Here is a 25,751-nt window from a genome sequence, read left to right as displayed (position 1 = left end):
ATCATGACGGTTGTCAGTTTCAAAAATGACGGTAATGGCCCAAATCAATTATTTCCACTTCAAAACTTTAGTCAGAAAGCTGCATGACATAAATCATAAATGTATCCGGCAAGCAGCCGGAAATTTGAGCCTGCAGAACCACGATGGTCTGCCACATATACACTTGAAGAGCTCATGAAAAAAATCCTCGTACCCATCGATTTTTCAGAGAATGCCCACAAAGCGCTTTCTTTCGCCATTCGTATCGCAGACAAAACCAAGGCACGCCTGCTGATTCTTTATGTGTATCACCCCTATGTAAATGACATTGCTTTGCCGGAGTATATCGGCTCATTGGAAATTTACCGCGAGCTGGAAGAGTCATACCGCGAAAAACTCGACGAAGCCGTGGCGTTCGCTCGCCGGCAGGGAGTCCATGCGGAAGGTGTCTGGGAAACCGGCGGAACCCAGCCCGCGATCCTTGATCAAGCCCGAAGCAATCAGATCGATCTGATCGTGATGGGAAGAACAGGGCAAGGCGGCTTGCTGGACAAATTACTGGGTAGTAACAGCGCAGCCATTGCCTCAGATGCCGACTGTGCCGTGCTGATCATTCCGCCAATGGCTGTGGAGGCTGATTTTAAAAATATTGTCTATGCCACCCAACTGGAATTCGACGAAAAACCGGTGCTCGCCCAAGCCATCGGGCTCGCCCGGCAGCTGAAAGCACACATTACATTTCTAAAAATCAATTCCGACCAGCAGCTCAATATTCAGTCTGATACCCAATACATGCGGGAAATAAAGGAGTATTTTGGAATTCCACCCGAAGATATTGCTGTCCGCGACGCAGATAGCGTCCTGGAAGGTCTTCAAGCATACTGTCACCAGGCACATGCCGATCTGTTGATCCTTTGCAGGCGCGACAAGAATTTACTGCAACTGCTGCTGAATGGCCGGGGCCTTACCCGGAAGCTGGCGCTTGCGACTGATATTCCGCTGCTGGTATGCCATTTGAAAGAAAATGGTAGTCAGTAAAGTGGTTCAAGAATCCTTCCGTCCTCCATCTGAATAGTTCGCCCGGTCTTGCGGGCGAACTGCTGATCGTGGGTTACAATCAGCAGCGTCTGGCCCTGCTGCTGGGCCAGTTCGAGGAAAATATCGAAAACAATTTCGCTATTGCGCTTGTCCAGATTGCCTGTCGGCTCGTCGCCCATGATGATCAGCGGATCGTTGATCATCGCCCGAGCGATGGCCACCCTTTGCTTTTGGCCGCCTGAAAGCTGATTGGGTTTCTTTTGCGCGTGCTCGGCCATGTCCAGTGCTACAAGTTTCTCATAGGCGCGCTGTTGGATCTCATCAGCCTCCCACCGGCCCAGTCTGAGCGCGGGCAACATGACATTTTGCAAGACAGAAAATTCATTGAGCAGATAATGGAATTGAAATACAAACCCTATCTTTTCATTGCGGATCCGGGCAAGCTGCGGCTCACTTTTGCCCTTCATGCAAACGCCGTCGATGTAAAGCTCTCCATCGTAGTCCGTATCCATAGTCGATAAAATGTAAAGCAGCGTGGATTTGCCACAGCCGGATTTGCCTGTTACCGACACAAATTCTCCCCTGGACAGCTGTAAATTGATGTCACTTAATACCGTTACATCAACCGGGTCACGAAACGATTTGCTAATGTGGCTGGTCTGCAAGATGAGCTCTTTCATTTTCCTCTGATGATGATAACCGGGTCGATCCGGCTGGCTTTTCGTGCGGGAAAATAGCCCGCAAAAAATGTGGTAGCGGCAGAAAAAACGAATCCGATCAGGTAAAAGACAGGATCGTAGTTAACAGGGTATGTCTTTATCGTTGGCAGTGAGGACGTCTCAAAAGGAACCTGGTCGATGAGCAACGAGGCGCCAAAGCCGAGCAGCAGGCCGATCAATCCTCCCAAAATACCAATGCCAGCGGCAATGCCGGTGAAGATGAATTTAACGTCCCATCCTGAAAAGCCTGTCGCTTTCAGGATGGCGATGGAATCCATTTTTTCATAGATCATCATATTTAAAATGTTGTATATCCCAAAACCGGCCACGACCAGCAATGTAATGCCGACCGAATAGGAGATGAGGCTGCGGATGAAGCTGCCGGTTTCATATTGGGCGTTCTCGGTTTGAACATCGATGGCATCTACGCTGAAACGCTTGCTGAACTGACCGGCCAGCAGCGGCGCATTGCCGATGTCGCGCAACTTGACCTGGATATCGGTCATATAATTGGAAGGTTTTCCAAGCAGCTTTTGCGCCGTCGCCATTGAAACATAGCTGTTCACCTGGTCAATTTCCCTCAGGCCCGACTGAAAATAACCGACCACTTTCAGCGGCATCATTGCGCCTGTGATGGTGGTCACGTAGATCACCTCTCCGGGCGCGGCCATCATTTTATCGGCGATGTCCTTCCCAAGGATAATGCCGCCCGAGACCCTGTCCAGATCGCTGGCATCGCCCCGGGTGACATAGTCCTGAAATAGAAAAAGCCGTTTCTCCTGCTGGGGCTGTATCCCGTTAATGATCCCATTGATCCTGACAGCTCCGAGATTATAAAAAACCTGCGTAACGAGTTTGGGCGCCACGCCCAGTACCATCGGATCTTTTTGCAGGGCTTTGATAATAGCGCGGCTGTTTCGAATTTCGGGCCGCTCCGCTTTCGGCTTGACTGATCTGACAAAATGGTGGGAAGCCCCTTTGAAGTTAGCCGACAGGGCGACCGGCTGGACCGGTGAGGTCTTAATATCGTTGTAGAGCCTGACATGTGGCGTCCGGTTAATGATCAGCCCGTCTAAAAGCTGGTTGAGCCCGGACATAAAGCTTAGTAAAGCGATGAACATAGTGATGCTGAACGTAACGCCTATCGCAGCGACAAGCGTCTGCTTCCACCTGGCTAGCAGCAGCGCGCGGGATATCTGGATGAGCAATGCGTATTTCACTGTTCGGGCTGGATTATTTCGTCTCTTGCCGATAACCCTGACAGTATCTCGACCATTTCCAGATCACGCAGCCCTGGACGGACGCGGATCCGGTCGCCATTTTTACGCAACACGGTCGAATCGTCGACCATAAAGCGCCTGGGAATCAGCAAGGCATTTTTCTTATAGGCACAGACAATATTGGCTTCCAATGTCAGGTTCGGGTAAAGTCCCGGCGGGGGGTGTTTAAGCCGGGCCTGCACGGTAAAGGTCCTGGTCTGCGTGTTCATAATAGGATGAATTTCTTCTACAATGCCTTCAAAGACCTGACCCTGGTAACTATCCATTGTTACAAGGAGCTGTGCTCCAATACGAATCCTGGAAATATCGTATTCATCCACCTGCAATTCCAGCAGGTATTTAGTAGTATTTCCAAGGATTGCAAGGATGGTCTGCGGCGCGACACTTTCGCCTTTCTCACGCAATAAATCAAAAACTACACCATCGAGCTGGCTGACGATACTGAACTGCTCCTGCTGAGCGCGTGAGATTGCCCAGTTTAGCCGCGACTGCTTTTCATCCAGCGCCAGTTGCCTACGCAGGTCCGTCAGCTGCCTTAGCGAAGACTTGCATGCGGCAGCGGAAGCATCGTATTGCAACTGACGCTGCTCAACCTGCACCAAAGTGCCGATTTTCTGCTGCCAAAGCCGCTGCTGCCGGGCGAGCAGTAAGGAATCATTGCTAAACTTGTCGGCAGCCAGCTCCACATTGCGCTGCATTTCCTGCAAACGGTCCAGGTTGGCTGGCAGCGATGCATATTCGGCAGCCAGCAGCGCCCGCTCGCTGGCCAGCTTCTGCTGATCGCTCATGATAGTCAGCAACGTCTGCCCTCTGCTGACCTGCTGACCCTCTCTGACATAGACGCTGTCGATAATGCCGGAAACCGCGGCAAAAGCCTGATACTGCCCTTTACTTTTAACAATACCGGAAGCATAAACAGATTCTGTGATGGCACCCTGAACCGGCCGGATCGGCTTCGACCGCTGCTGGCAACCGAAAATCATCGAGAAGCAAAGCACAACCACGCTTCGGAACACGGCTGGAATGCCGGTTAGCATTACACCGGTAGCGGGTGCCCTTTTATTGCGCCAGGTAACCACCGTCGACCGGGTAATAGGCGCCTGTGACAAATGAAGCCTTCGGACTGCTAAGCCACAGCACCAGTTCGGCCACTTCCTCCGGCTCGCCCATTCGCCCGATCGGATGCCGGCCGACCAGCCATTGCATTGTCTGTTCGTCCAGGTCTTTCAGCAGCGGCGTTTTGATAAATGCAGGGCCGACTGCATTAGCCCTTATTCCTTTCTGACCATATTCGAGGGCGATATTTTTGGTTAGCCCGAGCAGGCCATGCTTGGCGGCCACATACGCCGGACTGTTGGCAAAGCCGACGCTGCCCAAAATGGAGGCCATATTCACAATCGCTCCCCCACCCGAATTCAGCATGGCCGGAATCTGGTAGCGCACACCGTAGAATACGCCCGAAAGATTTACAGCGATCACTTTGTCCCAGGCCTCGACCGGGTACATGCCCGTTGGCGCCATTGCGCCGCCTATCCCTGCATTATTACACGCAATGTGCAGTGCACCATATTTGTCAATGGTCGCCCAGACGAGCGCCTCATTATCCTGCGGCGATGAGACGTCACATTTGACAAAAAAGCCCTCGCCTCCCTGGTTAGTAATCAGACGAACGGTATGACGGCCTGAATCTTCGTCCATATCCGAAACAACAACTTTTGCTCCCTCCTGCGCGTAGGTGAGCGCAACACTGCGCCCGATACCCGAGCCTGCGCCAGTAACGATGGCGACCTTATCTTGTAAGATTTTCATGGTCCTCAGATTAATATTTAGTTCAAAATGATTCTTGTGACGCCATTTACAATGCCCGATTGTATTCGATCTCTGTGATCACGAAGCGTGCATAGGGGAAATAGCCTTCCGGCAAATCCCAGGCCGCTTCCAATACGGTCGGAATGCGGATACCGTCGCGAAGCTGATATTCGCTCAGGCGCGTAACCCATTTCTGTCTGGGCCCTTCACCCATATTTCTCATTGCTGTCATCTGTTCAATTTCATGGGCAGCATTAAACTTTACCATCAGGCTGATCAGCATACCCTGATAGCTATATTCCAGCCTGGCCGATTGGTCGTCTACCGGGTACCATTGCAGGTCCTTGGATGGCAGCAGGTTTGTCGGAAAACAAACGCTTTCGCCAAGCCAACGCATGAGCTCCCCCCGGTTAAATTGCGGCCCGTGGCTGTCCTGTATTTGAAAAAGAGAAAACAGGTGCACCACAAGCCCTTTACCATCCACGAACATATCGCGTGCTGTGAAGGTGGGCGTCTTCCCTTTCCAGACAAATCCGGGGCGGTGAGCCGTAAAATATTCCTCTCCCGAAATTGCCACCCAGCCCTTTTTAAGCTCTGTTTTAAAGAGCCCGGTGTGCAGCAGGTGCACACTCGAAATATAGGACTGCCCGGGCCTGAGCACATGCGTGAAATACTGTTGCACTGGCTGCGGTAGCCCTTCCAGCTGCCGGTAGCTAAATTTACGGCCGGAAACATCCGAGCCGTTCGCCAGCAATCTGGCCACGTCCCCGCTGAACCGCAAATACAGGTTCAAACGGCCACATAAGAAAACCAAGATCAGTAAAGTGATCAGGCCCAATGCCCATTTGGTCGCAGTAGTAACGTTACCGTCCCCGCTAACTGGCCGCTCCTTTTTGGAAAGTGGTCTAATTGTGTCCATAATAGCTAGCGCTTAAAACGGCCCGCGTTGGATTTGATCTTTGACATAAACGCGTGGAAATCCTGTGGGGAATGGGCTGCGGGCAAATGGCGTCCGGTCTGATCCGGCCGGATCACCCACGCAAACGCTTTAACCAGCGAATGGTAAATGCTATTCATAGCTCGTTTATTTTTAGGTTTAAAAATGAAACCAAATCTTACCGCTCACCTATATACGATCAATATGTTTCATACTCGAACAGCAAAGTTTCCGAGAGCACAGCTGGCAGATCCAGCATCGGCTTGACGAGTGTCACCCTGCTTTCCGGTAGCCCAAGTGCATTGTATTGATAGCGATAAAGCGTCTGGGTATATCCCTTGATATTGGAAGAGGTAGGATTGTTCCGGCTCAGGTGGAGGAAGTTGTCGACGCCCCCGCAATAAGTATAGTGAGAGAAATTTCCACTGGTGGGTGCGGCAATCCCGACCGGGGCGGGAATTAAAGAAATACCATAAAACGGGTTAGGATGATCGTCGTAAACAAAGTCCGTTGTTGACACTGATGTAGCTGGCACCCCCTTTTCGACCGTGGTGGTGGCAATCAACAGCGTCCTTTTCATCTGGGCCAGCCTGCCCTGATTATCGTACTGGAAGTTGCTGGTCTGAGTAGGTGAATGTGCACTGTCGGCAGTCTGGTAGCTGTAAACAGAATCGAGTCTGCCCTGCCAGTCATAACCGAGTATGCTGACAACACTGTACCCATGCTGATACGGCAAGCTCCTGGTGAGCTTTTTGATGCGCAGCCGCTCCGTACCCGGCTCCTGGTGGTCTGTGCAGGCAACCAGTGATACGCATATCACCCAAACAGATAGCGAGGAAAATTTAAAAAGTGCTTTCATGAATTTTAGGGGTTAAAGGTCGTTGTCCGGAGCGGTACTGCTACGCCCCGGAATTGACTTTCGTTTCCGAGGCCACTGATGGCTGGGCAACAGCATATTTGAGAATCACGGCCATTTGACCACCATGATGAGCGGTATGCGAGATGATCCTGCCCAGCGATTCGGCCAATGTCTTTTTCCCAAATTCCCGCGTTTCAATTTCACGTTGCCAGTCCTGCTCACCCTGTCTGGAAATAACAGCTTCAAGTGCCTGGCCTGACCGGTGCAGAAAAGACAACAGCTCGTCCAGATCCGTCCATTCTCCGGTATCGTACTGGGCTATAAGGGTTTGCGCCTTTACCTGGATAGGCTCACCAAAGACGTTCTTTGCAAAAAGCATTTCCACCTCGCCGATATGCCTGAGCAGAAAACCCACGCTATTTTGCGTACCGGGCAACCTTTTTGTCAAATCTTCTTCTGTCAACGCCGGCAGTTGATCCGAAAATCGCGTGCGGGCCTGGCGCCATAATGCCAAAAGTGCCTGAGTAGTAGTAAAGCAAGCCATCATATATATTTCGAAGCAAGTATTTGAAGTAAACCTAAAGGTCAGTCGCGAAACAGTACAGGCGCCTCTCTGACAAATAGCGCCGCCAGGATCACCACCACGATCATAGCATTAAGTATCGTCCCAAAACGGGCCTGCTCCCAGGCCGATGCGATGAGCACCTGCGAACTGACAACGGCCAGAAGTGCTACCCAGGCCCAGTGCTTTTCATGCAAGATCAATAGCAGCGAGGTGAGTCCAAACAGGGCCGAACAGGCTGCCCAATAAATTCCGGGGGCTTTGTCCATCGCCATTACACGGCCAGCGACCGGGGTAAAGAAGCCTGCCAGATGAATAGCTCCATGAAGCATCAAAAGAGCGAAAAGCAGATAGCGTAGCATGTTTTCGTGTGGTTGTTACTGCACAAAGTTGCTCGTTATCAGACTGTCAAATTATGACCCTAGTCATATACAAACCAATTGGTTATCAACCTGTATTCTGGTAAAACAGCAAACCACGACGCATCCTAATGCGCTGTTAGCCGGCCGGTATAACTTCTTAGGATATCCAGCTATTTCCTGCACAGCGCTTCTACTGTCGTTTTAGCGGTCAATGCGGGATTGTTGAAAGTAAAATAGGCGCTTTGCTTTTGAATCAAGTTGTGACCAGGGTCATTTTTGATCATGCCCCAAATCAGACCTTCAACCCCGGTGCCAAGTTATCTTTGATCGCCAATAACAAAACCGATCAATGAAAATGAAAAATCTAACAATGATTGCCATCATGTTACTGATGGTGTTGACTGCGCCCGGAACGTACGCTCAGAACTACAAACAACCAGTCCCATCCATTGATGCAAATGGAAAAGTGATCGATGCAAAAGGGAAGCACATCGGCTGGGTAACCAGCGAGGGGATTATTAAGGATGCCGCCGGAAAAAAAATCGCCCACATTGACGATCAGGGTAATGCAGTTGATGCCGCAACGGGAAAAAAACTGGGAAAGGCATCGAAAAACGGTACATATCTGTATCATGTCCAAAGCGGTGCCAGTGACAGTCTAACTGTAACTGTCCCCATGAACGGGATTTGTGAAGTCAAAGATCAACATGGCAAAACGCTTCTTCTGGTCCATGAAAACTACAAGCAGTACGGTGCTTGCGCCATGCATTGTCTAAAGTTGAAAAATGAGCATAAGGATATGAAAATGAAATGAGACAGAAATTACTACAGACGTACGTCTAGCTTAGGTCTCTGGTCATTTTATGCTCTGATTGTTTGATTGAAATCTTGCCCCGATCGGCAATTTGAACGGGCGAGAAAATCCCTGGCAGCAAAGAAAGAGTCCCTAAGTGCTGGTATACGCTTAACTTGTTGCGCCAGTGACTTGATTCGATTTCTTTGGTATTTGATCGGAAAGCCAGCAGGCCCAGTTTGTGGGCGAACTAATCACCGTTATGGGAAGCCTTGGTATATCTACCACAACCGTTGCTAACCACGGTTTGGACGCTGTCAAAGAAGTTTCCTTTGAAAGAAGCACGAGGCTGAGCAAGGTAAAAAATGGCTCCGCTGGTCTGGGAAGGTATCCAAGAACCCGATATGCGCGCGGGCAGTTGATGCTGTGTTGCACAAAGACCGCAAGGATCTCCGGTATGCTGTTCGTTTTATTGACAACGTGAAACGAATCCATTTGATCGCACATCCGTTTGGCCAGAACCTCTGGGAAAAGTGCCCGATATAGCTGCTTTTTTTGTTCTAGGGTCATCTTGTAGGTGACTTAATGATTTTTAGTTATACCTGCTCGCTCTTCTTTACAATTATAACCAGGTCCACAGGACCCGGCCATAATGCTTCGAACTATCCTATGAGCAATTTCACCTCGATATTCTTCCGTGTCTCTTAATTTGGACTTTGGGAAGGCTTAAGTCGGGACGGGTCACTACGCGCCCAACAGCCAGTTTGTTTACACTTCTTTCCAGCAGCTGTAACATTTTACCGATCAGGAGCCAGTGGCCAGGGAGCTGACCCTGAGGGGCCAGCAAAGGGTCTACTTTTTTACCGGTGTCAAGCGAAAACTAAAAAGAGCAGCAATAGGAACACAAGGATAAATAAATAGTAGAGCCCATCGACAAAGGGGTATTTTTGACGATCAAGTTGTTTGAAAAGCTGATTTAGTTTTTGGATCATTGCCACTTGTCGGGTAAAAATTAAGATTCTCTTTAAGCTTGTTTGCGGAGATATTTGGTCAAAATCACGATCAGCTGACCATCTATCTTGCCTTCAATTTGTTCTGCATTGTCTTCGACGACCCGGATGTTCTTCACGACGGTGCCCATTCTGGCGTTCAGCGAACTACCCCTCACGGCCAGCGATCGGGTGAGTACGACCGTATCCCCGGTTTTTAAGATGTTGCAGTTCACATGCGTTGGAAGCTGGTCCACAGCGCGCCAATGTAGAATCCGGGCTCGATCTTGAAGTCCTGCCCGCAGACCGAACAGAAGTCGGGCATCTTAAGGCTATCTCTGAATGCATAGGGATTTTTCTTTACGAAAAGATGGCCTTTCCGGCAGCGGGGCACTTCATCACCAGGATGCTATTAATTAAAAGAGTGGGACTGCTCTTTAAAGACTGTTCCACTTTGCCATTCTCTTTCTTACTATCTTTCATTAAGCGGATTCAATGTTGTTTTAAGATTATCTGTTTCTGACCAGTCTGTTTTATGAGCGTAACCGAATTAGTCAGGATGAGCGGTAGTTTAATTCGTATTGTGAACGCATGCCTGGTCCCAGAAAGACCCGGGCATAAATGCGGATCAGGGATAAACCATTGATGATGCATCCCACCGACACAAAAAATGCAAACAGGACCTGATTTTGATGGATATGGGAGAATACAAGATCTTCGCCGATAAAAGTTGGCGTGATGGGAAATCCTGAAAGCCCCAGGCATGAAAGAAAGAATACAATACCAATCCGTTTGTGCCTTTGAATATGCCCGTGAAACTGGCCCAGCCCGATGTGGCGCTCCGTTTTCCGAAGCCGCAACAGACACCAGTAGCCAGCCAGGCCGGCAATGACGACCCCGCTTAAATACATCATAAGCTGACCGCCGGGAACACTTTCGTTGCAGGACACCGCCAATGCAACCCAGAGATGGTTCGTAATAACCAATATCCAGCTTAACCAGACATTTTTTCTTTCGGAAAAGGATTTAATAGCCATCATCAGGCCAAGGAGTGAAAACGCAATGGACAGCCATTCCCCTAGCTGCCGGGGAACATAGTGCCGGTTGAAGCAAAAGAAGATACCTGCCAGATAGAGGGCTGTCAGGAACAGGCCGACGCGCCGGGTGGTAAGAAAACCAAGCGCCCCTCCAATTTTTTTAAATGGGTTCCACAGGTAACGGTACATGAACAGGTCCAGGCCCCACTCTTTGAGACTGAGCATGTATAAGCCGATCCATAGGCGCTCGGGAACAAACCTTTTAAGACTGATAGCAGAGGATTCTTCGACCCCTGGATACTGACCGATCCTCTGGCTCACTATGGAAGGAGATATTAACAGTTGAATAGCCCTCAAAAAAGCATTTCCTGCAAAATGTAGCAGCGCCAGGTTTTCCAAACCCGCGGCAATCTCCACAAAAATCAACCCGATCTGCGAAATGGATGCATAGGCAATCTGGCTCTTCACAGAGGACTGTACCCGCGCGATGCCAGTCGCGACTAGGCTCGTTGATAACCCGATCGTACCGATCAACAGGCGAATCCCTGGTTGGTGCTGCCAGAACGGCCATGTTCTCAGTAGCAGGAACACGCCCATATTGACCGAAAGAGCGCCGTAAAAGATCGCAGTCGAGGGGGTGGGCCCTTCCATTGCCCGTGGAAGCCAGGACGAAAATGGCAATTGGGCCGATTTGGCTGCCGCAGCAACGACTATCATGACAGAAAGGGCTGTACCAACCAAGTCGTGTGCCTGCAATTGCCGATCTACCAGCTGGTAGTCGGATATTTTTTCAAAAGTAATGTAGGTGTTCCAAAAGTGATGGCTCGCCCATATAGTCAGCAATATGCTCACATCCGCCAGACGATAAACTGAGAACACCTTGACCGCATTTTTGACAGGCAGATAGCGGTCCCGGTAAAACGAGATCAGCAGAAATGAGGTTATGCCAAGGATCTCCCAGCCTATAAAAAGCGTCTCAAAATTCCCTGAAAAAATGGTAATGTTGTACCCGGAAAAGAACAGGAGGATTGTGTAGAAGAAACGCTTATAGCCCTCCTCCCGGTGCAGGTACCGCCTGCTGTAAGTAGTGACCAGGAAAGTCAGCACAGCTCCTGTGAGAAGAAACACAAGGGTGATTCTGTCAAGGAATAAATCCAGGGCATATTCATAGCTTCCAGATTTGAAAATCACCATATTCTCCGAGGTTAGCACCTGGCTGCCGGTCTGTATCCAGAAAATTGTAAATACCAGGGAAGTAAACAGTTGAAGGCCTGTCGTAATGAATGCGACACCTGAGATCAGCCGTTCGTTTTGGGACGGAACAACCAGGCTTATCAGAAATCCGATCAACGGAATTAGTGGCAACAGTATGATAAAATATGTCATGGCTGCACCGGGAGTGTATGTTTTGAAAGATTATCCATGCGCTGCCCGTGGACTGGCCAGATATTCTCCGCGGCTTTTTCATCGTAAGCAGATGGGTGATACGCCACAAACCGATCATCCTTAAATCTAAGGAATGTCCTGCTGCCTGGCTCCACCACCACCAAATGGACCCACTGGTTTACAAACCACTCTCGAAGTTTTTCGGACCTGCCGATAACCATCGAGACGACATGGGGGAAATGCTCGACGATCATCAGGAGGCGGACAGGGTCATGCAGTTCAGTCATCTGACTGGGCAGCCCGGTCCGCAAGTCCCCTTCCATGCCGTTTGCCACCCCTAAAAGTCCCATGACGTTGTGGGGTAGTTTACTACCCGCCCCAAGCCGGAGATTATCGGTTCGCGAGAAGAAGTATTCAAGATTAATGCCAGCACAAACCGGCGTTGCTGCGCTCAGAATATCGAATAGGGCCTTGCCATCGGGATCGCTGGCATAATTGTATGAATTCATAAAAAGCCGCCTGTCCCAAAAGAGTCCCCTGGACAAGTTCCGGTGCCCGACGATGCAAACCGCGTTGGTGGCATGGTTGAGCTCCGGGCGAGGTTCAAACAGGGACACAGACCGGGACCTTACTGCCTGGTGCGCCTTTTCAGGGGTCAGTTTTGGATCTACCGAAGCGAACCTTCCGGCTCTTTCCTTCGCATTCAGATCCAGGGCTTTCACAAAAACTTTATGATTGGCATCATGGTGCAGCCGATTTTCTTTGGACAGCATCTGGGTGTCATAGAAAGTGATATCGTCACGGGTGGTATCGTGAAAGGCTCCCACGAACTGAGTTTGGTCTGGTATCCGGACTCCTTTTTCATCAAGTAGCTCGCGTACCTTTTGGTGATTGGCCATCCAGGCCAAAACCCTGGCATTGATCCCGCCAGGATTACCCGAGCAGGCCCCGCAATCGTATGCGGCATAATGGGGGTTATTGACACTGCTCGCCCCATGCCCGATCACATATACAACCCGGGTAAAATCAGCTGTCAAGTCGATGCTTCGCAGCACGCTTTCGACGCAATCGGCCATTTCCCGCACCGTGTAGCCAACTTGCAAGCCCTTCTCCAACTGGTAGGAAGCGCTGTTTTCGATGCTAAGCCAAGGGGCGTTCTCATGTTCTTTGGCGGCTTCCGGCGCGAGCAGGCTTGATTGCGGCCTGAAAACGTTGAGCAATAATTTGAAGGTCGCCCAAAAAACAAGCGTCTGTGAGATCAACCAGCCCCGGAAAAGAGAATTGGAACCTAAGGGCAAGTCAAGGCTGCTCTTGTGGGTTTGACTTGCTCCGATTTGTTTAATCAGATGTGTGGGTTTGCTTTGGACCGGAGCTTGTTTGGTATAACTTCCGTTGGGCTGAGCCTGAAAAAAGAACGAAGCGCCAAAAAAGCCCGGCGTCCCAAATGTTTCGCATGCAGGGTCAGCCTGCTCGAGGTGGCGCCGGAGTGAGCCGGAACGGTCGTCCAAACAGAACAGACTCTGAGACGACCTGTTGTGGTACTGCTCATTCTTGCCTTTCTGGCGGGAAAGCATAGCCAGAACATGATCGTAGTAGGTCCATTCAAAAGCGTTTTGCCAGATTGCCAGTATCTGTTCCTGCTCTGTCTTTTCCGCGGGAGCGAAAATATCCCCGGACACTGTGCCGACTCGCCTGCCCAATGGCAGCCAGGCGTATCCAAAACGGGAATCTAACGCATCGATTTCCAACAGCAATTCAAACTGAATAAGCTCACGAAGGGAAATTTTTCTTTCCAGCGAAAGGCTGCCGGGGTTGTTTTCGACCCAGGATGCCATTCCCGACCAGCCGGGATGGGCAAATTGCTGGTCAAAGAGATATTGACTGTATAAAGCGGGCCGGCCGACAAGGGTCTCTAAAAGATCCGTTATTTCGCAAGAAGTATCTAGTAACAGACGCGAAGCACGTTTACTCTGGAAGAAGCTCACCAAGCCGTTTTGCTCCATTTTACGAACAGAGCCGATAAACCCTGCCGGTTCCACCGGAAACTGCCAGGTAGCGATTCCCTGGTCCAGATAACCGGATAGGATACGAAACAACACTGGATGTGTTTGCGAATCAAGGTCAATTTTATATAACCTCTTCCAATTGGAGCGTAGTGACCCGATGCGAGCGTGCTTGCGGGCTTTGTATTGTTTGGAAAAAAGCCTGTCTTGCCAGCTTTCAAAACCTTTGTCAGGATGTTTTTCTAACACCGCCTGTCCCAACGCGGTGCGACTGATGCGTCCCGAGCCATAAAGCGATCTGTATTCTTCCAATGGGAGATAAAGCTGGTAACCAAAAATCTTCGAGGCGCAGGCAAGTCCGTCTTCGAATTTTAACCTTTGAAAGCCATGCAGCGGGTTGTGGTGGATGAAATCTTTCAGCGGTGGTTGTGAAGGCAAAAAACGCCTCAGCAGTTCAAGCGTTTTCTGCTCGTTGTATAGGCCATTTTGGGCCGGACTATCGTTAATTGAGGCATTCATTACTTTTGCTGCTGTCTACCGCTAACATATCCGAGGGATATTCAGGTCATCTTCATCGGTTCTGCATAAACCATTAATCTATATCTGAAGGCATTAGCTCTTTGAGCATTTCCTGCGACTGTTGCAGCTGGCGCACGTATATATTTTTTGCCAAATCAAGGAACTGGTAAACTTCCCGATCATGGACATGGTAGTAGATGGTGGTTTTTTCCCTGCGGCTGCTTACAAACTTCATTGCACGCAGTTTAGCCAGATGCTGCGAGAGAATGGATTGCTCGGTTTGTATAATAACCTGCAATTCACTGACCGAAAGCGGGCCTTCTCTGAGCGCATCCAGGATCGCCAGCCGGACAGAATGTCCCAGCGTCTTGAAAAATTCCGCTTTGTAAAGGTGTAGTGGGCTATCCATATACTATTATATTAGAACATTCAAATATATAAATTTTTGTTCATTTTAAAAACTACCTTACTTCTGAGTATTTGCCGGACACCTATTAACACGTGCACAAGGCGTCAGTCGTAAGTTTGCCACGAATGGATTCTGACAGCTAAACCAGTCGTAGTTGGTGCTATCTAATGCGGAAGCTGTTCTGATTTTAAAAGAGTGGTTTTCCCGGCGGTATAAAATCGAGCTATATGTCGGTTGTACGGGAAACCCTCAGCTGGACTTTTCCGAACTTTTGTTGCCAAGGGGTATGTGTCGGAATAGTTCATTGGGTACCTTTCGCTCGCGTCCAAAAAAGCAATAAATGAGCTCTTTCCCAATCGCATAACATTTATCTGCTATTTCAGGGTTTCAATATGGAATATGTGCTCCAAATTGCTACTTTGCGATGTTTTTATAGCGCGTTCTATCGGCATTGGCAACACTTAATTTCTACCAAAAGGCAATGGATAACCCACGCGGCTTGCAGGATCTTTGGGAAAAAGAGTTTGAAGCAAAGTCCATTTGGGGAAACAGGATATTTTGTTTCACGTTTGCGGTTTGTTATCCATCCACCTCGCTCCTCTATTACCTGAATGGCAATCCCAATTATCAGTCTATTTTCCTGATACAAATTACTTGCAGCAGCCTGGTAGCGCTGATCATTCTCCTGCATTTCAGAGAGAAGATAACTAGTCAGAACGCCTCTTTTTACAGCCGGATGTTAATGGTCATTTTCCATTCGTTTATCCTGGCCCGTTTTCAGACCCTTTATTACTATGATCTAAGTATTAATCTGACCCTACAACTTATTTTTTCGTTCTGGGTCCTGCGCTGGAAGTTTAGTTATGCCCTGGCCAGTTCGGCAACCACAGTCTTGTTTTTTTCCCTTGCGCTGTATATCAATGGTGAGGATGTGCTGCTTCGTTTTTTGAAAGAGGGCGGTTTCTTCTATTTTCTGGGGCAAAGCGTTTTCCCTTTGGTTATGCAAATGCGCTATAACAAGCAGTACCGTGAATTTATTTATTTCCACAGCCTGCAAAGGCAAAACAAGGAACTCGAGAAGCAAAACCTGCTTGCTAAGGAGGCAATGCAGGCAAAATCCGACTTCCTTTCCACCATGAGCCACGAGATCAGGACGCCCCTGAACGGCATCGTGGGCGTTATCCATTTGCTGCTGCAAGAGGATCTGCGAACAGATTTCCAGAAGGAGCTGGTCGGCACATTAAAGTTTTCCTCCGATCACCTGATGGCGGTGGTGAATGATGTCCTGGATTTCAATAAAATCAACTCCAATCATGTCAAACTTGCCAGAGAGCCGTTTAACCTTTCCTTTTTTCTTGAAAATCTTGAAAAAACCTTCGTTCCGCGTGCTCAGGAGAAGGAACTGGATTTAATCTTTGAAATTGACCCGGCTTTGCCAGCACACCTGACCGGCGACCAGGTACGCCTGAACCAAATCATCACCAATTTGATCCATAATGCGATTAAATTTACGGAGAAAGGCTTTGTAAAGCTGGCAGTTACAGAACTTAAAAGGGATGACAACCGGACATCGTTACACTTTGAAATCAGCGATTCAGGAATCGGCATTTCGCTGGAAGATCAATCTTCTATTTTCGACATCTTCGTACAAAGCAGTATGGAAGCCAAGAGAGGCAATCGCGGCACAGGGCTCGGACTGGCGATAACCAAAGAGCTTCTCCGACTTTTTGGGAGTGAAATAAAATTAGAAAGCGAGCAATGGCACGGATCGCGTTTTTCTTTTTGTATTGATTTCGAGTATTCCGATCAACAAGAGGTGGAAGAAAAACCGGTGGGCATAAAAGTTATCCTCCCGGAAGCAAGGGTTTTGGTCGTGGATGACAATGCTATTAATTTACTGTTTGCCACGAGTCTGCTTAAAAAAATAGGTTTGCAGTACGATAAGGCCGAAAATGGCTGCGAAGCGGTTGAAAAATTCAATCACAATCACTACGATTTGGTGTTAATGGATCTTAAAATGCCGGTTATGGATGGTTTTGAGGCTACCCAGATCATCCGTGCCCAGGGGGCCCTTACACCCATCATCGCGCTGACGGCTTCAGCGTTTACCGACGAGCGTGACAAGGCATTATCGAACGGGTTTTCCGAATACCTGGTCAAGCCCTTTCTTCCGAACGAATTTTATGATGTTGTTTTTGCTTTTCTAAAAACGGAAGAGCAATCGCCAGCAAACGGCCTGCGACGGGAGTAAAGGAACCCGCCAGATGGGAACTCCGTGAAGTATCAAAAGAGCGAAAAGCAGGCAGCGTGGTATATTTTCGTAGTCATTTAAAAATCAATTGGTTATCAACCATGCAATCCGATCATACAAAGAACACACGGGTACCTTAATGCATCGCAAGCTGGCCGGAATAGGTGCTTAAAAGGTCCAGATATTTTTTGCATAAACCCAGCGCCTTCTGCCTGCTTTTATCATTGGGTGCGGTCATGGCGGTCACTGCGAAAACCTTGGCCCTGATATTGGCCCTGAGGCATTTGTAGTAAAAAAAAATCAGATTGTCTGATTCGGTCTGAAAACAAGGAAAATCCTCGCAATAAAGCGAGAGAAACATTTCCGAAAGCGAATACCTCCCGAAGCATTCCAGATCCATGCAAAGGAATGCTATTTCATCGAGCACATCTATTTGCCGGAAGCGATCGTTGTATTCGATGCAGTCGAACAGGATTGGCTTTTTATAAAGGAAGACATTCCCCGAATGCAAATCGCCGTGAAGGTCCCTTCGAAAACCCAGTCGAACCCTTTCGTTCATACGAGGTAAATAGGTGGTCAAAAACTGCGTACTTAGCGCTACCGCATGCTCGATAAGCTTGCCAAATGCAGTGCCCAGATGTTCTGCTACAAACCCGCTCACCGTGGTAATGTCATCAAAGGTTGCCACCATCTCACTGAGCTGCAATGGTAGTGAAACAACCTCAGCGCTCCGGTGAAATGATGCAACCAGTTTTGCCAGAGAGACAATATGGGTGCTTTCTACTTTTCCGGCGGCCAGCATCGCATCCATTTTCCGCGCAGACGGGAGCCGTCGCATCATCACGGCATAGTCAACAATTTCGCTTCCGGCCCCGCCGATACAAAAAGTATTACCTCCCCTTCCAACCGGAAGCACACCCTGATAAATTGGCGAAAAACGCCGGTTGACTTCCAGTTCCTTCTCACAGGCTAGTTTTCGAGCCTGAATTGTCGAAAAATCCAGGAATGAAAGTTTAACAGGCTTTTTGATCTTAAAAGCCCTTCTGCCACTGAGTAAAACCCAGGAGATATGCGTCTGCAACAGAGAAGCATTTAACGGCATTCCCTGAAAGCTGCCCTCCTGGGCGAGACTATTGATTTCAAGGCTTTCCATTAGTGACGGTTAAATAATCCACTGCCGCCGTCAGCATCTGTTCAATATTGTCGGCTTCGGATTGCAGCCGAAGATGTGGCTGGGTAAACTTTTCAAACTGAGCCTTCATGGTCTGATACACCCCCAGATCAGCTTCGCTGTCGGTTCTTGGCCGTGACAGCCGCTCTTTCACGAGTGCCTCAGAAGCCACGATCACAATGAACCGGACCGGACACCGGTTTTGCAGGGCAGCCTGGGTAAATAGCTCGCGCATAGTATGATGATAAAATGTAGCGTCCACTACCACGTCTCTCCCCTGCCTCGCTAAGGTCACGGCCCTTTCAGCCATGTGCTGGTAAATCCGAAGCTTATCTTCGAAAGAGTACCTGCCCGCGGCCAGCAACGCTTTACGAACCCGGTCACTATTGATGTACTCCGCATTCAGCTTCGCGGCAAGGCGGGAAGCAAAAAAACTCTTGCCTGATCCAGGCAGTCCACAGACGAGAATCATCATAATTTCTTCCTCTACAACTCACTGATAAATATCGCACAGCCCAATGCGAATCTGGCTGACAATGGTCATCTTTTGCACCAGCATTGATCAGAAAAATAATGCGGCCATATTAAAAACTTTACCACTAAAGAAGGCTTTTAAAAATGTGCCAGAATATGAACCCGTGTCGCATTAATCGAAAAACATTCAGGTGGCTTTATGCCATGATTCTTTGTGTGCTGCTATCTGCCTGCAAAGGCCAGGGCCAGCAAATAGAAAGGCCGGTTGACAAAATCCCGCTCCAATCATTTGCTTCAAAACAATTACTGGCAAGGGGCAAAACAACTCAGCGTACGAGGGAGGGCGGTATGCGCAGTTTCAATTTCAGGTACGCAGCCCAACGCGCCATACAATCAACTGTCCGGATTAAAACGAGCTACATAAAAGAGATCCCGAAAGCAATTCCGGATTTCTACTTTGATTTTTTCGATAAAGATGTGGTTGGGCCTTACAAACATCCCACCGCCGACCGCCTCGGGGACGGAAGTGGCTCTGCGTCAGGGGTCCTGATCAGTGAAGACGGCTACATTGTCACCAATTATCATGTGATTGAAAGAGCCGACAAAATTGAAGTCCTACTCAGCGACAGCCGGTGGTATGCCGCACGAATCATTGGGACAGACAAGGCAACCGATCTCGCTTTACTTAGCATCAATGAAAGCGGATTACCATTTCTGCAATTCGGCAATTCCGATTCTCTGATGACCGGTGACATAGCGCTTATTGCCGGGAACCCTTTGAACTTTACCTCCACCGTAACACAAGGCATCATTAGCTTCAAAGCGCGAAATATTGCTCAAAAAAGCGCTCATTGGGTATTGCAATCCTTCATTCAGACCGACGGCGTTGTCAATATAGGCAACAGCGGCGGAGCGCTCGTAGATCTGGACGGTAGATTAACAGGTATCATCACCGCTATTGCATCACCCAATGGCGTATACGCGGGCTACTCGTTCGCAATACCGGTTGAGGTGGTCAAAAAGACGGCCGACGATTTGCTGAATTATGGTAAGGCCAGACGGGGAAGCTTTGGCATTGGAACTTCTGAAATGGACCCAGCCAAAGCAGCCGAGCTCAATAATCAGCTTGTTGCAGGACTACTAATTGAAGATATTGAGAATGCCGGGCCAGCCCGCGCGGCTGGGTTGGAGCCCGGGGATATGATCATTGCGGTGGACAATGTTCAGATAGCATCTACGGCCCAGCTCAGCGAATGGATTGCCCGGTCACATCCCGGACAAAAAGTCACGATCACCTTCGTCAGGAACGGCACCAGACATCACACCAGGCTTCAACTGGAGAGTCAGGCCGACTGAATGACCGGGTAAGCACAGCCAGCTGATTTCACACTCGAGCAGTACGCATACGCTCCCTGACACAAGACAAGGCACTGACGCTAATCATATCACGCATTGATCACCATCGCTAATCACCCAAAGTCAGCCCTGTATTTTTAATCAATATTGTTTCACAAACACGCATCCGACCATGAAGAAAATCATCGCCGCCATTGATGGGTTAAAGTACTCAGAAAGCACAGCTGAGTACGCCGCCCAACTGACCCGGGAGACCCACTCGCATTTGGTAGGGGTTTTTAACGAGGACAAAAATTATCATAGCTATTCTATTTACGATCTCTCACTGGAAGACGCAGTCGAGGAAAACATCACTCGCACGCTGGACGAACACGATAAAATGGTCCAGGACAATGCCGTCTCACAGTTCACGGAAACCTGTCAATCCGCCCGGATTAATTTCAATATCCATCATGGCAAGAGCGCAGCCATGCCGCAATTGTTACATGAAAGTCTGTATGCGGACCTGATGATCATCTGTAAAAAAGAAACATTTTCCCGCTTCGATCAGGATGTACCGACAAGCTTTGTGAGACACCTGCTGGAAAGTGCGGAGTGCCCTGTGGTGGTCGTACCCGAGCAATTCGAAAATATCGAAAAAGTAGTGCTGCTTTACGACGGAGGCCCTGCCTCGGTACATGCGATCAAAATGTTCAGCTATTTACTTCCGACTCTTGGCAAACTGCCTGTTGAAGTGCTGACGGTTAAACCCTATCACCTTGATTTGCATTTACCCGAAAACCGGTTGATGAAAGAGTTCATGAAGCGGCATTTCCCGGAGGCATCCTACAAAGTAATCCACGGCGAACCGGTTGCTGAAATTATAAAGCATCTCAAAAATAAACGCCAGGATGAACTTGTGGTCCTGGGCGCCTTCCAACGATCAATGGTTTCCCGCTGGCTTCGCGTCGATATGGCCGACCATTTGATGGCGCAGCTCAAGACACCCCTTTTCATCGCCCACCGCTAGCATGGAACAAGATCTGATTATGCACCATTAACCTATTTCAAATGAAAAATATCCTGACTATCAATCCTGAAATCGGCGGCCAGCCGGCAAAGCCCGAATTCATACCGGACGCACCAGTCCGGCCGCAAATTCCCTATGAACCTGAGATAGTTCCCGAGACTGAGCCACGTCCGTTAACACAACCGGAAGAAATACCTCCACGCAAAGAAGGTAGATCCACGGTGGCTTCGGTTAGTGGCCTTGTGTGGAAACCGTTCAACCAGGCGCCTTCAAAGGCACATCAACCGTCCTCTTATTTTGCATTCCTGGTTTTAATAATGTCAATGCTTTCATCTTGCGTCAAAGATCACCAAATCCCGGCGTTTCAGATTGAAATACGAACATTGCCGTTTAGTCCGGCAACGCAATCAACCGTTTTCAGAATGGAGGCCAGCCAACTTGGAGATCAGCCGATTATTGAGCACGGGGTGGTATTTACCGCCTATTTCCGAGGCGTGGGAAATCATAATCAGCTACCCACCATCAGTGACAACAAGGTTGTTTTTGACAAGAAGCTGACCCTGGGTACCAATGAATATTCTTACATGAAAGATATCATTGCGGGAAGGACTTTCTTCTATTACAGGGCATATGCAATTCTGGGAGATAATTCTGTCGTATACGCAAACCGGCTGAGCTATACTATTGAGTAGTCGTACAGGAGCAGCCAGCGAGCTTCGTCTAGCTGATGGCGATTAAAATCCGGGTTGTGTTATACCCGCAAAATTTCACATCCTATTTCCCCTCAAGTAGGGACACGGAAAGGTCAAATAGTTCACAACATTCCTGACGCCAAAAATATTTATGGTGTCCTGGTAAGCCATATTCCGCTCGTTTTCGGAATTGACAGCACCTTCAAGGTAAACAGTGCGATTCAAGACCCTGACCGATATTTTGGCGGTGTCGATCAGATGATCCCCATGCAGGATCTCAGACACCCTCTCGGCCAGTTCAGAATCAACCTCAGCATCCGCGCTGATCGATGAAACAGGGTCCTCGTTGTGCACAATATCTATTTTGTCATTTCTCATCTTTCGCTTTACTATTCGATCTTCCCTACCACCAGCAAACAAGATTATGCATAAACTCGGTATCACTCTCCTTCCTGATTCATAACCAAAACAGCCGCACCGTAAACCCTCCCTTCCCTGAGATCACCAAGGGCCTGATTGGCCTGTGAGAGTTTATAAAACTGGACCTGCGTTTTGAGAGGAATCCTCATTGCTAATTGGAAAAACTCCTGCCCGTCTCTGACCGTCAGATTAGCGACTGACCTGACCACTCGTTCCCCCCACAGCAGACGGTATTCAAATCCAGGGATATCGCTCATATGGATCCCCCCGCAGACGACGGTGCCACCTTTTTCGATGTCTGAAAGTGCCTTGGGGATAAGCTCCCCCGTTGGCGCAAAGATGATCGCTCCGTCAAGCTCTTCGGGAGCGGGTTGAGAGGAATCACCAGCCCAGACTGCTCCCAATTTTTCTGCCAGCAATTGGGCGGCGGTATCCCCCTTTTTACTGAACGCATACACCTTTTTATTCTGAAAACGGGCAATCTGGATCAATATGTGAGCAGCAGCTCCAAAACCATAAATGCCGATTTTTTCACAATTCCTGTCAAGCATTCGATAAGAGCGGTAGCCAATTAAGCCCGCACATAGGAGGGGCGCTGCCCACGGATGCTGATAATAACCGGGAAGCGGAATACAGTATTTTTCAAAAGCCACAGTGTACTGGCAATATCCGCCGTTGACTGTAAAGCCTGTGAACAGAGCCTGATCGCACAAATTCTCTCTACCGGTTAAACAATACTTACATTTTCCGCAGGTACGAGCCAACCATGGAATCCCGACCATTGCAGCTATTTTCAGATTAGTCACCCCTTCCCCGAGCCCAACCACTGTACCCATTATCTCGTGTCCCGGGATCAAGGGGAGCCTGGCCCCTTTCAATTCCCCGTCTATGATATGAAGGTCGGTCCGGCAGACACCACAGGCGACAACCTTGATAAGCACTTGACTGGTCCCGGGTTTTGGAACGGGGACAGTGACCTCCTTTAATGGCTCTCCGGGCTCGGACAGAACCATCGCACGCATCGTTGCTGGCAGATTCATACAACTATCTTGTTAAGACTCCAACGTTATCGTAATCATTGGTTAACGATAACCAATAGCTTACGTATAGAAAGTTACGATTTCTGAATACCAGTTAATATGAGCAAGGTCAGCATTGAACAACTCTGTGATCACAGATTAATTGATTTCAGGCCACTTACTTTATCCTGCAATTGTCGCTTCATTGCAGAAGGCGGCAACCTTGCAGAAACAATTTATTTAATTAACTATTCAAATCATGAAAAGTATCAGAATTGCACTCGCCATAACACTTGCCGCCGCGGCAGGTTTAGCGGCAGGTATTTTAATTGCTCCGGAAAAAGGCAAGCGTACCCGGCGCAAACTTACTGAGGCTGGGTTGGACTTGATCGAAGACCTTGAAAAGAGCTGCCAGGACACGCTGGAAGACCTCAAAGGCAAAGCTGAAAAAGAATACCACAAAATAGCGCAACGTTGCCAGTGCGGATCAGCATTCCAAAAGAGCGATCAACAAAAGGAGGCAACCCTGAGCGATGCAAACCTATAAGGTATGCAAGGTTCAGTTAACGCCAGCAAGGAAATATGCTTCTTACAACACTGAAAACTATCTTCATACTTGTAGCGCTGAGCACTTCCTACGTGAGCGCTCAGGAGCCGCAAATTGCATACTTTTCTCCCTTTTGTCTTCAACTACATTTTGACCATATTGTAATAATCTTAGGCTGGCTTGCTGATTTTCTAAACCATTTTCAGGGTCGGTGTTCAGAACCACAAGGGCCTGTTCTACGGTTAGGGTATAATATCTTTTATCCAGCTGCTGCATGGGTTGGTCGATTACAGATCGTCAATTTGTATTGGAGTCGTAAGGTGGAAATGTTGGCTGGGATTGCAGGCGGGATTTACATTGGTTTGTTACTTAAAATAACGAACTGCGCCGGCGCAAGCCGCAGCTTGATAAAATGCCGGCTTCCCTCCTCATTAGTCAATACATTCATGCTACCGGATTGTCCATAGATGAAGGTAAAGACGCTTCCCTGCGGATTGAGCGATGGGTCTACCCGCACATACTCCTGGTCTTCCTCAGTCAGAGAACTATTGTAGGCTATCACCATTTCATGATCATATAGCACCCGCGAGAAGGCCAGGAGACACTTCTCGAAGGTCGGCAAGGTAAAAATCTCTCCGTCCATGGATTGCTTGCGCATATACATCCTGCCGAATTTAAGCACCGGGCTCTTCATCCTGATTTTGGCCAAAGCAGCGATCTGCTGGTAGATCCGGCCGGATTTACTTAGCGCGCTTACAGGGCTGCCTTCGAGGCTAAACATCGATTCCCTGACATTATAGTCTTCGGTACCCGCGCCCTCAAAGCCCTGTTCGGTCCCATAATAAATACAGGGCGTTCCCAGCGCGCACAGTAAAAATCCGATTCCGGCGATGATCTGGTCTTCCGAAGCCTCATGGCCAAACCGCTTTTTAAATGTCTGCCCGACCTGATCGTGATTGTCAATAAAAGTAACGAGGAACTCCCCGAATTCTCCCCTGCTCATCGCATTTTCCCTTAGCGACTCATACCGCTCGATAAGCTTTTGCGGCCGTGATATCCCCCGAACCACATCCGCCAGAATGTGATAAAGCGGAAAATCAAGTACCGAATTGAGCCCGAAATAGATGGCTTTGTCTTCGACCACTACCGAAGTCTTCGGGCCGATGTAGCGGTTGTACATTTCTTCTGGCCCGACAAGCTCACCAAAAAGAAAAAAATCTTTTTTCCCTAACAAATATGCGTATTCCCTCACGTGTGAACAGAACTGACTAACCATCTCTTCACCCATATGTTTGACGGCGTCAATTCGAAAGCCATCCACATCGGTTTCACGTATCCAGTAGCAATGTACTTTCGTCAATATTTGCTGAACCAGCAAGCCTTCCGGGGAAGCGTCGTTCTTAAAACTCTTTAAGCCTGCAAAGTCTCCCTCCCGGGTTTCCGGGTAAGCATCAAAATTACGGATACGACCTTTGCGCCAATACAATTCCGGATTACGAAGTTCAACCGGAACTGGAATTTCATCGGATCTCCATTCGCAGAACGGGAACACAGCACCTTGATAATAGTAGTAATCATAGTCGCCGGGATAGGACCAGTTATCGCCCGAGTGATGCAGGACAATGTCCAGAAATACCTTAATACGAAATTCGTGAGCCTTTTCAACCAACTCGGCCAAATCCTGCTTGCTGCCAAACCTTGGATCAACATTGAGGTAATTCTCAATGGCATACCCATGATAGCAGGTATCGTTATTTTCAAATACCGGGCTCAGCCATAATGCTGTACAGCCCAGGTCCCTTATATAATCAAGGTGTCTTGTTATGCCTCTCAGCGTTCCACCGCACCTCTTTTGCAGTTGCTCTGCATCCCCATAGCCCTTCTGTCTGCCGGGAACGGTGGTTGGCATACGGTCCAGGTCATCGTGAAAACGGTCGACCAGTAAGAAGTAGATAAATTCCTCACGCCATTCACGGCTGGCGTCTGCCCAGTAGGTTTTGCCTTGCTTAGGGCTCAGGTCGATTTCACGAACCGAAGAAATCTGTCTTTCCGTTATTGTCATGCTACCGCTTTTTTGCCAGCGTCAATCTACCAACAACAGCCAGTGTTGAACATGATGTCCGGCAATACA

General features: G+C 48.8%; 26 protein-coding genes. 7 read left to right on the top strand and 19 right to left on the bottom strand.

The window, feature by feature from the left end; translation table 11 throughout:
- The first annotated feature begins 174 nt into the window (after nt 1–174).
- Nucleotides 175–1,017 (top strand): universal stress protein, encoded by an 843-nt coding sequence (locus tag ACTJJJ_RS00350; protein WP_426295291.1) that lies wholly within the window; start codon nt 175–177, stop codon nt 1,015–1,017.
- Here ACTJJJ_RS00350 and ACTJJJ_RS00345 read toward each other — a convergent pair.
- The 9 genes from ACTJJJ_RS00345 to ACTJJJ_RS00305 are packed head-to-tail and all read right to left on the bottom strand — an operon-like array spanning nt 1,011 to nt 7,545.
- A complete protein-coding gene (locus tag ACTJJJ_RS00345) occupies nt 1,011–1,697 on the bottom strand; it encodes an ABC transporter ATP-binding protein (protein WP_440701069.1) in 687 nt (228 codons plus the stop codon). The genes ACTJJJ_RS00350 and ACTJJJ_RS00345 overlap by 7 nt on opposite strands.
- Entirely contained in the window at nt 1,694–2,956 is a 1,263-nt protein-coding gene (locus ACTJJJ_RS00340; protein WP_440701068.1) for an ABC transporter permease, read from the bottom strand. The genes ACTJJJ_RS00345 and ACTJJJ_RS00340 overlap by 4 nt, the downstream gene beginning before the upstream one ends.
- On the bottom strand, nt 2,953–4,125 hold the full coding sequence (locus ACTJJJ_RS00335) for an efflux RND transporter periplasmic adaptor subunit (protein ID WP_440701067.1): 1,173 nt from the start codon (nt 4,123–4,125) through the stop codon (nt 2,953–2,955). The genes ACTJJJ_RS00340 and ACTJJJ_RS00335 overlap by 4 nt, the downstream gene beginning before the upstream one ends.
- On the bottom strand, nt 4,076–4,825 hold the full coding sequence (locus ACTJJJ_RS00330) for an SDR family NAD(P)-dependent oxidoreductase (RefSeq protein ID WP_426295295.1): 750 nt from the start codon (nt 4,823–4,825) through the stop codon (nt 4,076–4,078). Before ACTJJJ_RS00330 ends, ACTJJJ_RS00335 begins: the two co-directional genes overlap by 50 nt.
- Nucleotides 4,826–4,871: 46 nt before the next feature.
- On the bottom strand, nt 4,872–5,744 hold the full coding sequence (locus tag ACTJJJ_RS00325; protein ID WP_440701066.1) for a DUF6544 family protein: 873 nt from the start codon (nt 5,742–5,744) through the stop codon (nt 4,872–4,874).
- Between the two features lie 5 nt (nt 5,745–5,749).
- Entirely contained in the window at nt 5,750–5,902 is a 153-nt protein-coding gene (locus ACTJJJ_RS00320) for a hypothetical protein (protein ID WP_188931877.1), read from the bottom strand.
- Nucleotides 5,903–5,961: 59 nt separating this feature from the next.
- Nucleotides 5,962–6,621: a hypothetical protein gene (locus tag ACTJJJ_RS00315; RefSeq protein ID WP_440701065.1), complete on the bottom strand. Its 660-nt coding sequence runs from the start codon at nt 6,619–6,621 to the stop codon at nt 5,962–5,964.
- Nucleotides 6,622–6,661: 40 nt separating this feature from the next.
- On the bottom strand, nt 6,662–7,168 hold the full coding sequence (locus tag ACTJJJ_RS00310) for a DinB family protein (RefSeq protein WP_440701064.1): 507 nt from the start codon (nt 7,166–7,168) through the stop codon (nt 6,662–6,664).
- Nucleotides 7,169–7,206: 38 nt separating this feature from the next.
- Nucleotides 7,207–7,545: a hypothetical protein gene (locus ACTJJJ_RS00305; RefSeq protein ID WP_440701063.1), complete on the bottom strand. Its 339-nt coding sequence runs from the start codon at nt 7,543–7,545 to the stop codon at nt 7,207–7,209.
- A gap of 355 nt (nt 7,546–7,900) precedes the next feature.
- On the opposite strand from ACTJJJ_RS00305, the gene ACTJJJ_RS00300 reads away from it, so the two are divergent.
- Complete coding sequence (locus tag ACTJJJ_RS00300) at nt 7,901–8,359, top strand: DUF3659 domain-containing protein (protein ID WP_440701062.1); 459 nt, start codon at nt 7,901–7,903, stop codon at nt 8,357–8,359.
- 1,003 nt (nt 8,360–9,362) lie between these two features.
- Here ACTJJJ_RS00300 and ACTJJJ_RS00295 read toward each other — a convergent pair.
- The 4 genes from ACTJJJ_RS00295 to ACTJJJ_RS00280 form a co-directional block, all read right to left on the bottom strand.
- On the bottom strand, nt 9,363–9,584 hold the full coding sequence (locus tag ACTJJJ_RS00295) for a PhnA domain-containing protein (protein ID WP_440701061.1): 222 nt from the start codon (nt 9,582–9,584) through the stop codon (nt 9,363–9,365).
- A gap of 297 nt (nt 9,585–9,881) precedes the next feature.
- On the bottom strand, nt 9,882–11,750 hold the full coding sequence (locus tag ACTJJJ_RS00290; protein ID WP_440701060.1) for a proton-conducting transporter transmembrane domain-containing protein: 1,869 nt from the start codon (nt 11,748–11,750) through the stop codon (nt 9,882–9,884).
- Nucleotides 11,747–14,272: a YbcC family protein gene (locus ACTJJJ_RS00285; protein ID WP_440701059.1), complete on the bottom strand. Its 2,526-nt coding sequence runs from the start codon at nt 14,270–14,272 to the stop codon at nt 11,747–11,749. Before ACTJJJ_RS00285 ends, ACTJJJ_RS00290 begins: the two co-directional genes overlap by 4 nt.
- 73 nt (nt 14,273–14,345) lie before the next feature.
- Nucleotides 14,346–14,681 carry an ArsR/SmtB family transcription factor gene (locus ACTJJJ_RS00280; protein WP_188931896.1) on the bottom strand — a complete coding sequence of 112 codons (336 nt, stop codon included), beginning with the start codon at nt 14,679–14,681 and terminating at the stop codon, nt 14,346–14,348.
- Nucleotides 14,682–15,162: 481 nt separating this feature from the next.
- Between ACTJJJ_RS00280 and ACTJJJ_RS00275 the strand changes: the two genes are divergently transcribed.
- A complete protein-coding gene (locus tag ACTJJJ_RS00275) occupies nt 15,163–16,932 on the top strand; it encodes a response regulator (RefSeq protein ID WP_440701058.1) in 1,770 nt (589 codons plus the stop codon).
- A gap of 136 nt (nt 16,933–17,068) precedes the next feature.
- Here ACTJJJ_RS00275 and ACTJJJ_RS00270 read toward each other — a convergent pair whose 3' ends face one another.
- On the bottom strand, nt 17,069–18,085 hold the full coding sequence (locus tag ACTJJJ_RS00270; protein ID WP_440701057.1) for a hypothetical protein: 1,017 nt from the start codon (nt 18,083–18,085) through the stop codon (nt 17,069–17,071).
- Nucleotides 18,072–18,578: an AAA family ATPase gene (locus tag ACTJJJ_RS00265; RefSeq protein WP_440701056.1), complete on the bottom strand. Its 507-nt coding sequence runs from the start codon at nt 18,576–18,578 to the stop codon at nt 18,072–18,074. Before ACTJJJ_RS00265 ends, ACTJJJ_RS00270 begins: the two co-directional genes overlap by 14 nt.
- A 203-nt stretch (nt 18,579–18,781) precedes the next feature.
- Between ACTJJJ_RS00265 and ACTJJJ_RS00260 the strand changes: the two genes are divergently transcribed.
- The 3 genes from ACTJJJ_RS00260 (at nt 18,782) to ACTJJJ_RS00250 (ending at nt 21,634) form a co-directional block, all read left to right on the top strand.
- Nucleotides 18,782–19,933: a S1C family serine protease gene (locus tag ACTJJJ_RS00260; protein ID WP_440701055.1), complete on the top strand. Its 1,152-nt coding sequence runs from the start codon at nt 18,782–18,784 to the stop codon at nt 19,931–19,933.
- Between the two features lie 172 nt (nt 19,934–20,105).
- The gene (locus tag ACTJJJ_RS00255) at nt 20,106–20,942 is read left to right on the top strand and encodes a universal stress protein (protein WP_440701054.1); all 837 of its coding nucleotides are present in this window, start codon (nt 20,106–20,108) and stop codon (nt 20,940–20,942) included.
- Nucleotides 20,943–20,983: 41 nt separating this feature from the next.
- Nucleotides 20,984–21,634: a hypothetical protein gene (locus tag ACTJJJ_RS00250; protein WP_440701053.1), complete on the top strand. Its 651-nt coding sequence runs from the start codon at nt 20,984–20,986 to the stop codon at nt 21,632–21,634.
- Nucleotides 21,635–21,709: 75 nt separating this feature from the next.
- Here the strand turns inward: ACTJJJ_RS00250 and ACTJJJ_RS00245 are convergent, their stop codons facing one another.
- Complete coding sequence (locus ACTJJJ_RS00245; RefSeq protein ID WP_440701052.1) at nt 21,710–22,012, bottom strand: BON domain-containing protein; 303 nt, start codon at nt 22,010–22,012, stop codon at nt 21,710–21,712.
- Nucleotides 22,013–22,074: 62 nt separating this feature from the next.
- Nucleotides 22,075–23,094, bottom strand: coding sequence for a zinc-dependent alcohol dehydrogenase family protein (locus ACTJJJ_RS00240; protein ID WP_440701051.1), 1,020 nt, complete (start codon nt 23,092–23,094; stop codon nt 22,075–22,077).
- A gap of 238 nt (nt 23,095–23,332) precedes the next feature.
- Here ACTJJJ_RS00240 and ACTJJJ_RS00235 point away from each other — a divergent pair, with 238 nt between their 5' ends.
- Entirely contained in the window at nt 23,333–23,620 is a 288-nt protein-coding gene (locus tag ACTJJJ_RS00235) for a YtxH domain-containing protein (protein WP_440701050.1), read from the top strand.
- Between the two features lie 63 nt (nt 23,621–23,683).
- Here the strand turns inward: ACTJJJ_RS00235 and ACTJJJ_RS00230 are convergent, their stop codons facing one another.
- Both ACTJJJ_RS00230 and ACTJJJ_RS00225 read right to left on the bottom strand, forming a co-directional pair.
- Complete coding sequence (locus tag ACTJJJ_RS00230; RefSeq protein ID WP_188931907.1) at nt 23,684–23,896, bottom strand: cation-transporting P-type ATPase; 213 nt, start codon at nt 23,894–23,896, stop codon at nt 23,684–23,686.
- Between the two features lie 76 nt (nt 23,897–23,972).
- Nucleotides 23,973–25,682, bottom strand: coding sequence for an alpha-amylase family glycosyl hydrolase (locus tag ACTJJJ_RS00225; RefSeq protein ID WP_440701049.1), 1,710 nt, complete (start codon nt 25,680–25,682; stop codon nt 23,973–23,975).
- Nucleotides 25,683–25,751: the final 69 nt, after the last annotated feature.

This window comes from Dyadobacter sp. 22481, assembly GCF_052044875.1.
GTDB classification, from domain to species: Bacteria; Bacteroidota; Bacteroidia; order Cytophagales; family Spirosomataceae; genus Dyadobacter; species Dyadobacter endophyticus.
The sequence above is the reverse complement of the archived record's forward strand: the minus strand, read 5'-3'. Positions and strand labels throughout refer to the sequence as shown.

What these genes read in the sequence shown, in the direction of transcription:
- ACTJJJ_RS00350 (WP_426295291.1), top strand. Translation starts at nt 175, where the DNA reads ATGAAAAAAATCCTCGTACCCATCGATTTTTCAGAGAATGCCCACAAA.
- ACTJJJ_RS00345 (WP_440701069.1), bottom strand. Translation starts at nt 1,697, where the DNA reads ATGAAAGAGCTCATCTTGCAGACCAGCCACATTAGCAAATCGTTTCGT.
- ACTJJJ_RS00330 (WP_426295295.1), bottom strand. Translation starts at nt 4,825, where the DNA reads ATGAAAATCTTACAAGATAAGGTCGCCATCGTTACTGGCGCAGGCTCG.
- ACTJJJ_RS00325 (WP_440701066.1), bottom strand. Translation starts at nt 5,744, where the DNA reads ATGGACACAATTAGACCACTTTCCAAAAAGGAGCGGCCAGTTAGCGGG.
- ACTJJJ_RS00320 (WP_188931877.1), bottom strand. Translation starts at nt 5,902, where the DNA reads ATGAATAGCATTTACCATTCGCTGGTTAAAGCGTTTGCGTGGGTGATC.
- ACTJJJ_RS00315 (WP_440701065.1), bottom strand. Translation starts at nt 6,621, where the DNA reads ATGAAAGCACTTTTTAAATTTTCCTCGCTATCTGTTTGGGTGATATGC.
- ACTJJJ_RS00310 (WP_440701064.1), bottom strand. Translation starts at nt 7,168, where the DNA reads ATGATGGCTTGCTTTACTACTACTCAGGCACTTTTGGCATTATGGCGC.
- ACTJJJ_RS00305 (WP_440701063.1), bottom strand. Translation starts at nt 7,545, where the DNA reads ATGCTACGCTATCTGCTTTTCGCTCTTTTGATGCTTCATGGAGCTATT.
- ACTJJJ_RS00300 (WP_440701062.1), top strand. Translation starts at nt 7,901, where the DNA reads ATGAAAAATCTAACAATGATTGCCATCATGTTACTGATGGTGTTGACT.
- ACTJJJ_RS00290 (WP_440701060.1), bottom strand. Translation starts at nt 11,750, where the DNA reads ATGACATATTTTATCATACTGTTGCCACTAATTCCGTTGATCGGATTT.
- ACTJJJ_RS00285 (WP_440701059.1), bottom strand. Translation starts at nt 14,272, where the DNA reads ATGAATGCCTCAATTAACGATAGTCCGGCCCAAAATGGCCTATACAAC.
- ACTJJJ_RS00280 (WP_188931896.1), bottom strand. Translation starts at nt 14,681, where the DNA reads ATGGATAGCCCACTACACCTTTACAAAGCGGAATTTTTCAAGACGCTG.
- ACTJJJ_RS00275 (WP_440701058.1), top strand. Translation starts at nt 15,163, where the DNA reads ATGGATAACCCACGCGGCTTGCAGGATCTTTGGGAAAAAGAGTTTGAA.
- ACTJJJ_RS00270 (WP_440701057.1), bottom strand. Translation starts at nt 18,085, where the DNA reads ATGGAAAGCCTTGAAATCAATAGTCTCGCCCAGGAGGGCAGCTTTCAG.
- ACTJJJ_RS00265 (WP_440701056.1), bottom strand. Translation starts at nt 18,578, where the DNA reads ATGATGATTCTCGTCTGTGGACTGCCTGGATCAGGCAAGAGTTTTTTT.
- ACTJJJ_RS00260 (WP_440701055.1), top strand. Translation starts at nt 18,782, where the DNA reads ATGATTCTTTGTGTGCTGCTATCTGCCTGCAAAGGCCAGGGCCAGCAA.
- ACTJJJ_RS00255 (WP_440701054.1), top strand. Translation starts at nt 20,106, where the DNA reads ATGAAGAAAATCATCGCCGCCATTGATGGGTTAAAGTACTCAGAAAGC.
- ACTJJJ_RS00250 (WP_440701053.1), top strand. Translation starts at nt 20,984, where the DNA reads ATGAAAAATATCCTGACTATCAATCCTGAAATCGGCGGCCAGCCGGCA.
- ACTJJJ_RS00245 (WP_440701052.1), bottom strand. Translation starts at nt 22,012, where the DNA reads ATGAGAAATGACAAAATAGATATTGTGCACAACGAGGACCCTGTTTCA.
- ACTJJJ_RS00240 (WP_440701051.1), bottom strand. Translation starts at nt 23,094, where the DNA reads ATGAATCTGCCAGCAACGATGCGTGCGATGGTTCTGTCCGAGCCCGGA.
- ACTJJJ_RS00235 (WP_440701050.1), top strand. Translation starts at nt 23,333, where the DNA reads ATGAAAAGTATCAGAATTGCACTCGCCATAACACTTGCCGCCGCGGCA.
- ACTJJJ_RS00230 (WP_188931907.1), bottom strand. Translation starts at nt 23,896, where the DNA reads ATGCAGCAGCTGGATAAAAGATATTATACCCTAACCGTAGAACAGGCC.
- ACTJJJ_RS00225 (WP_440701049.1), bottom strand. Translation starts at nt 25,682, where the DNA reads ATGACAATAACGGAAAGACAGATTTCTTCGGTTCGTGAAATCGACCTG.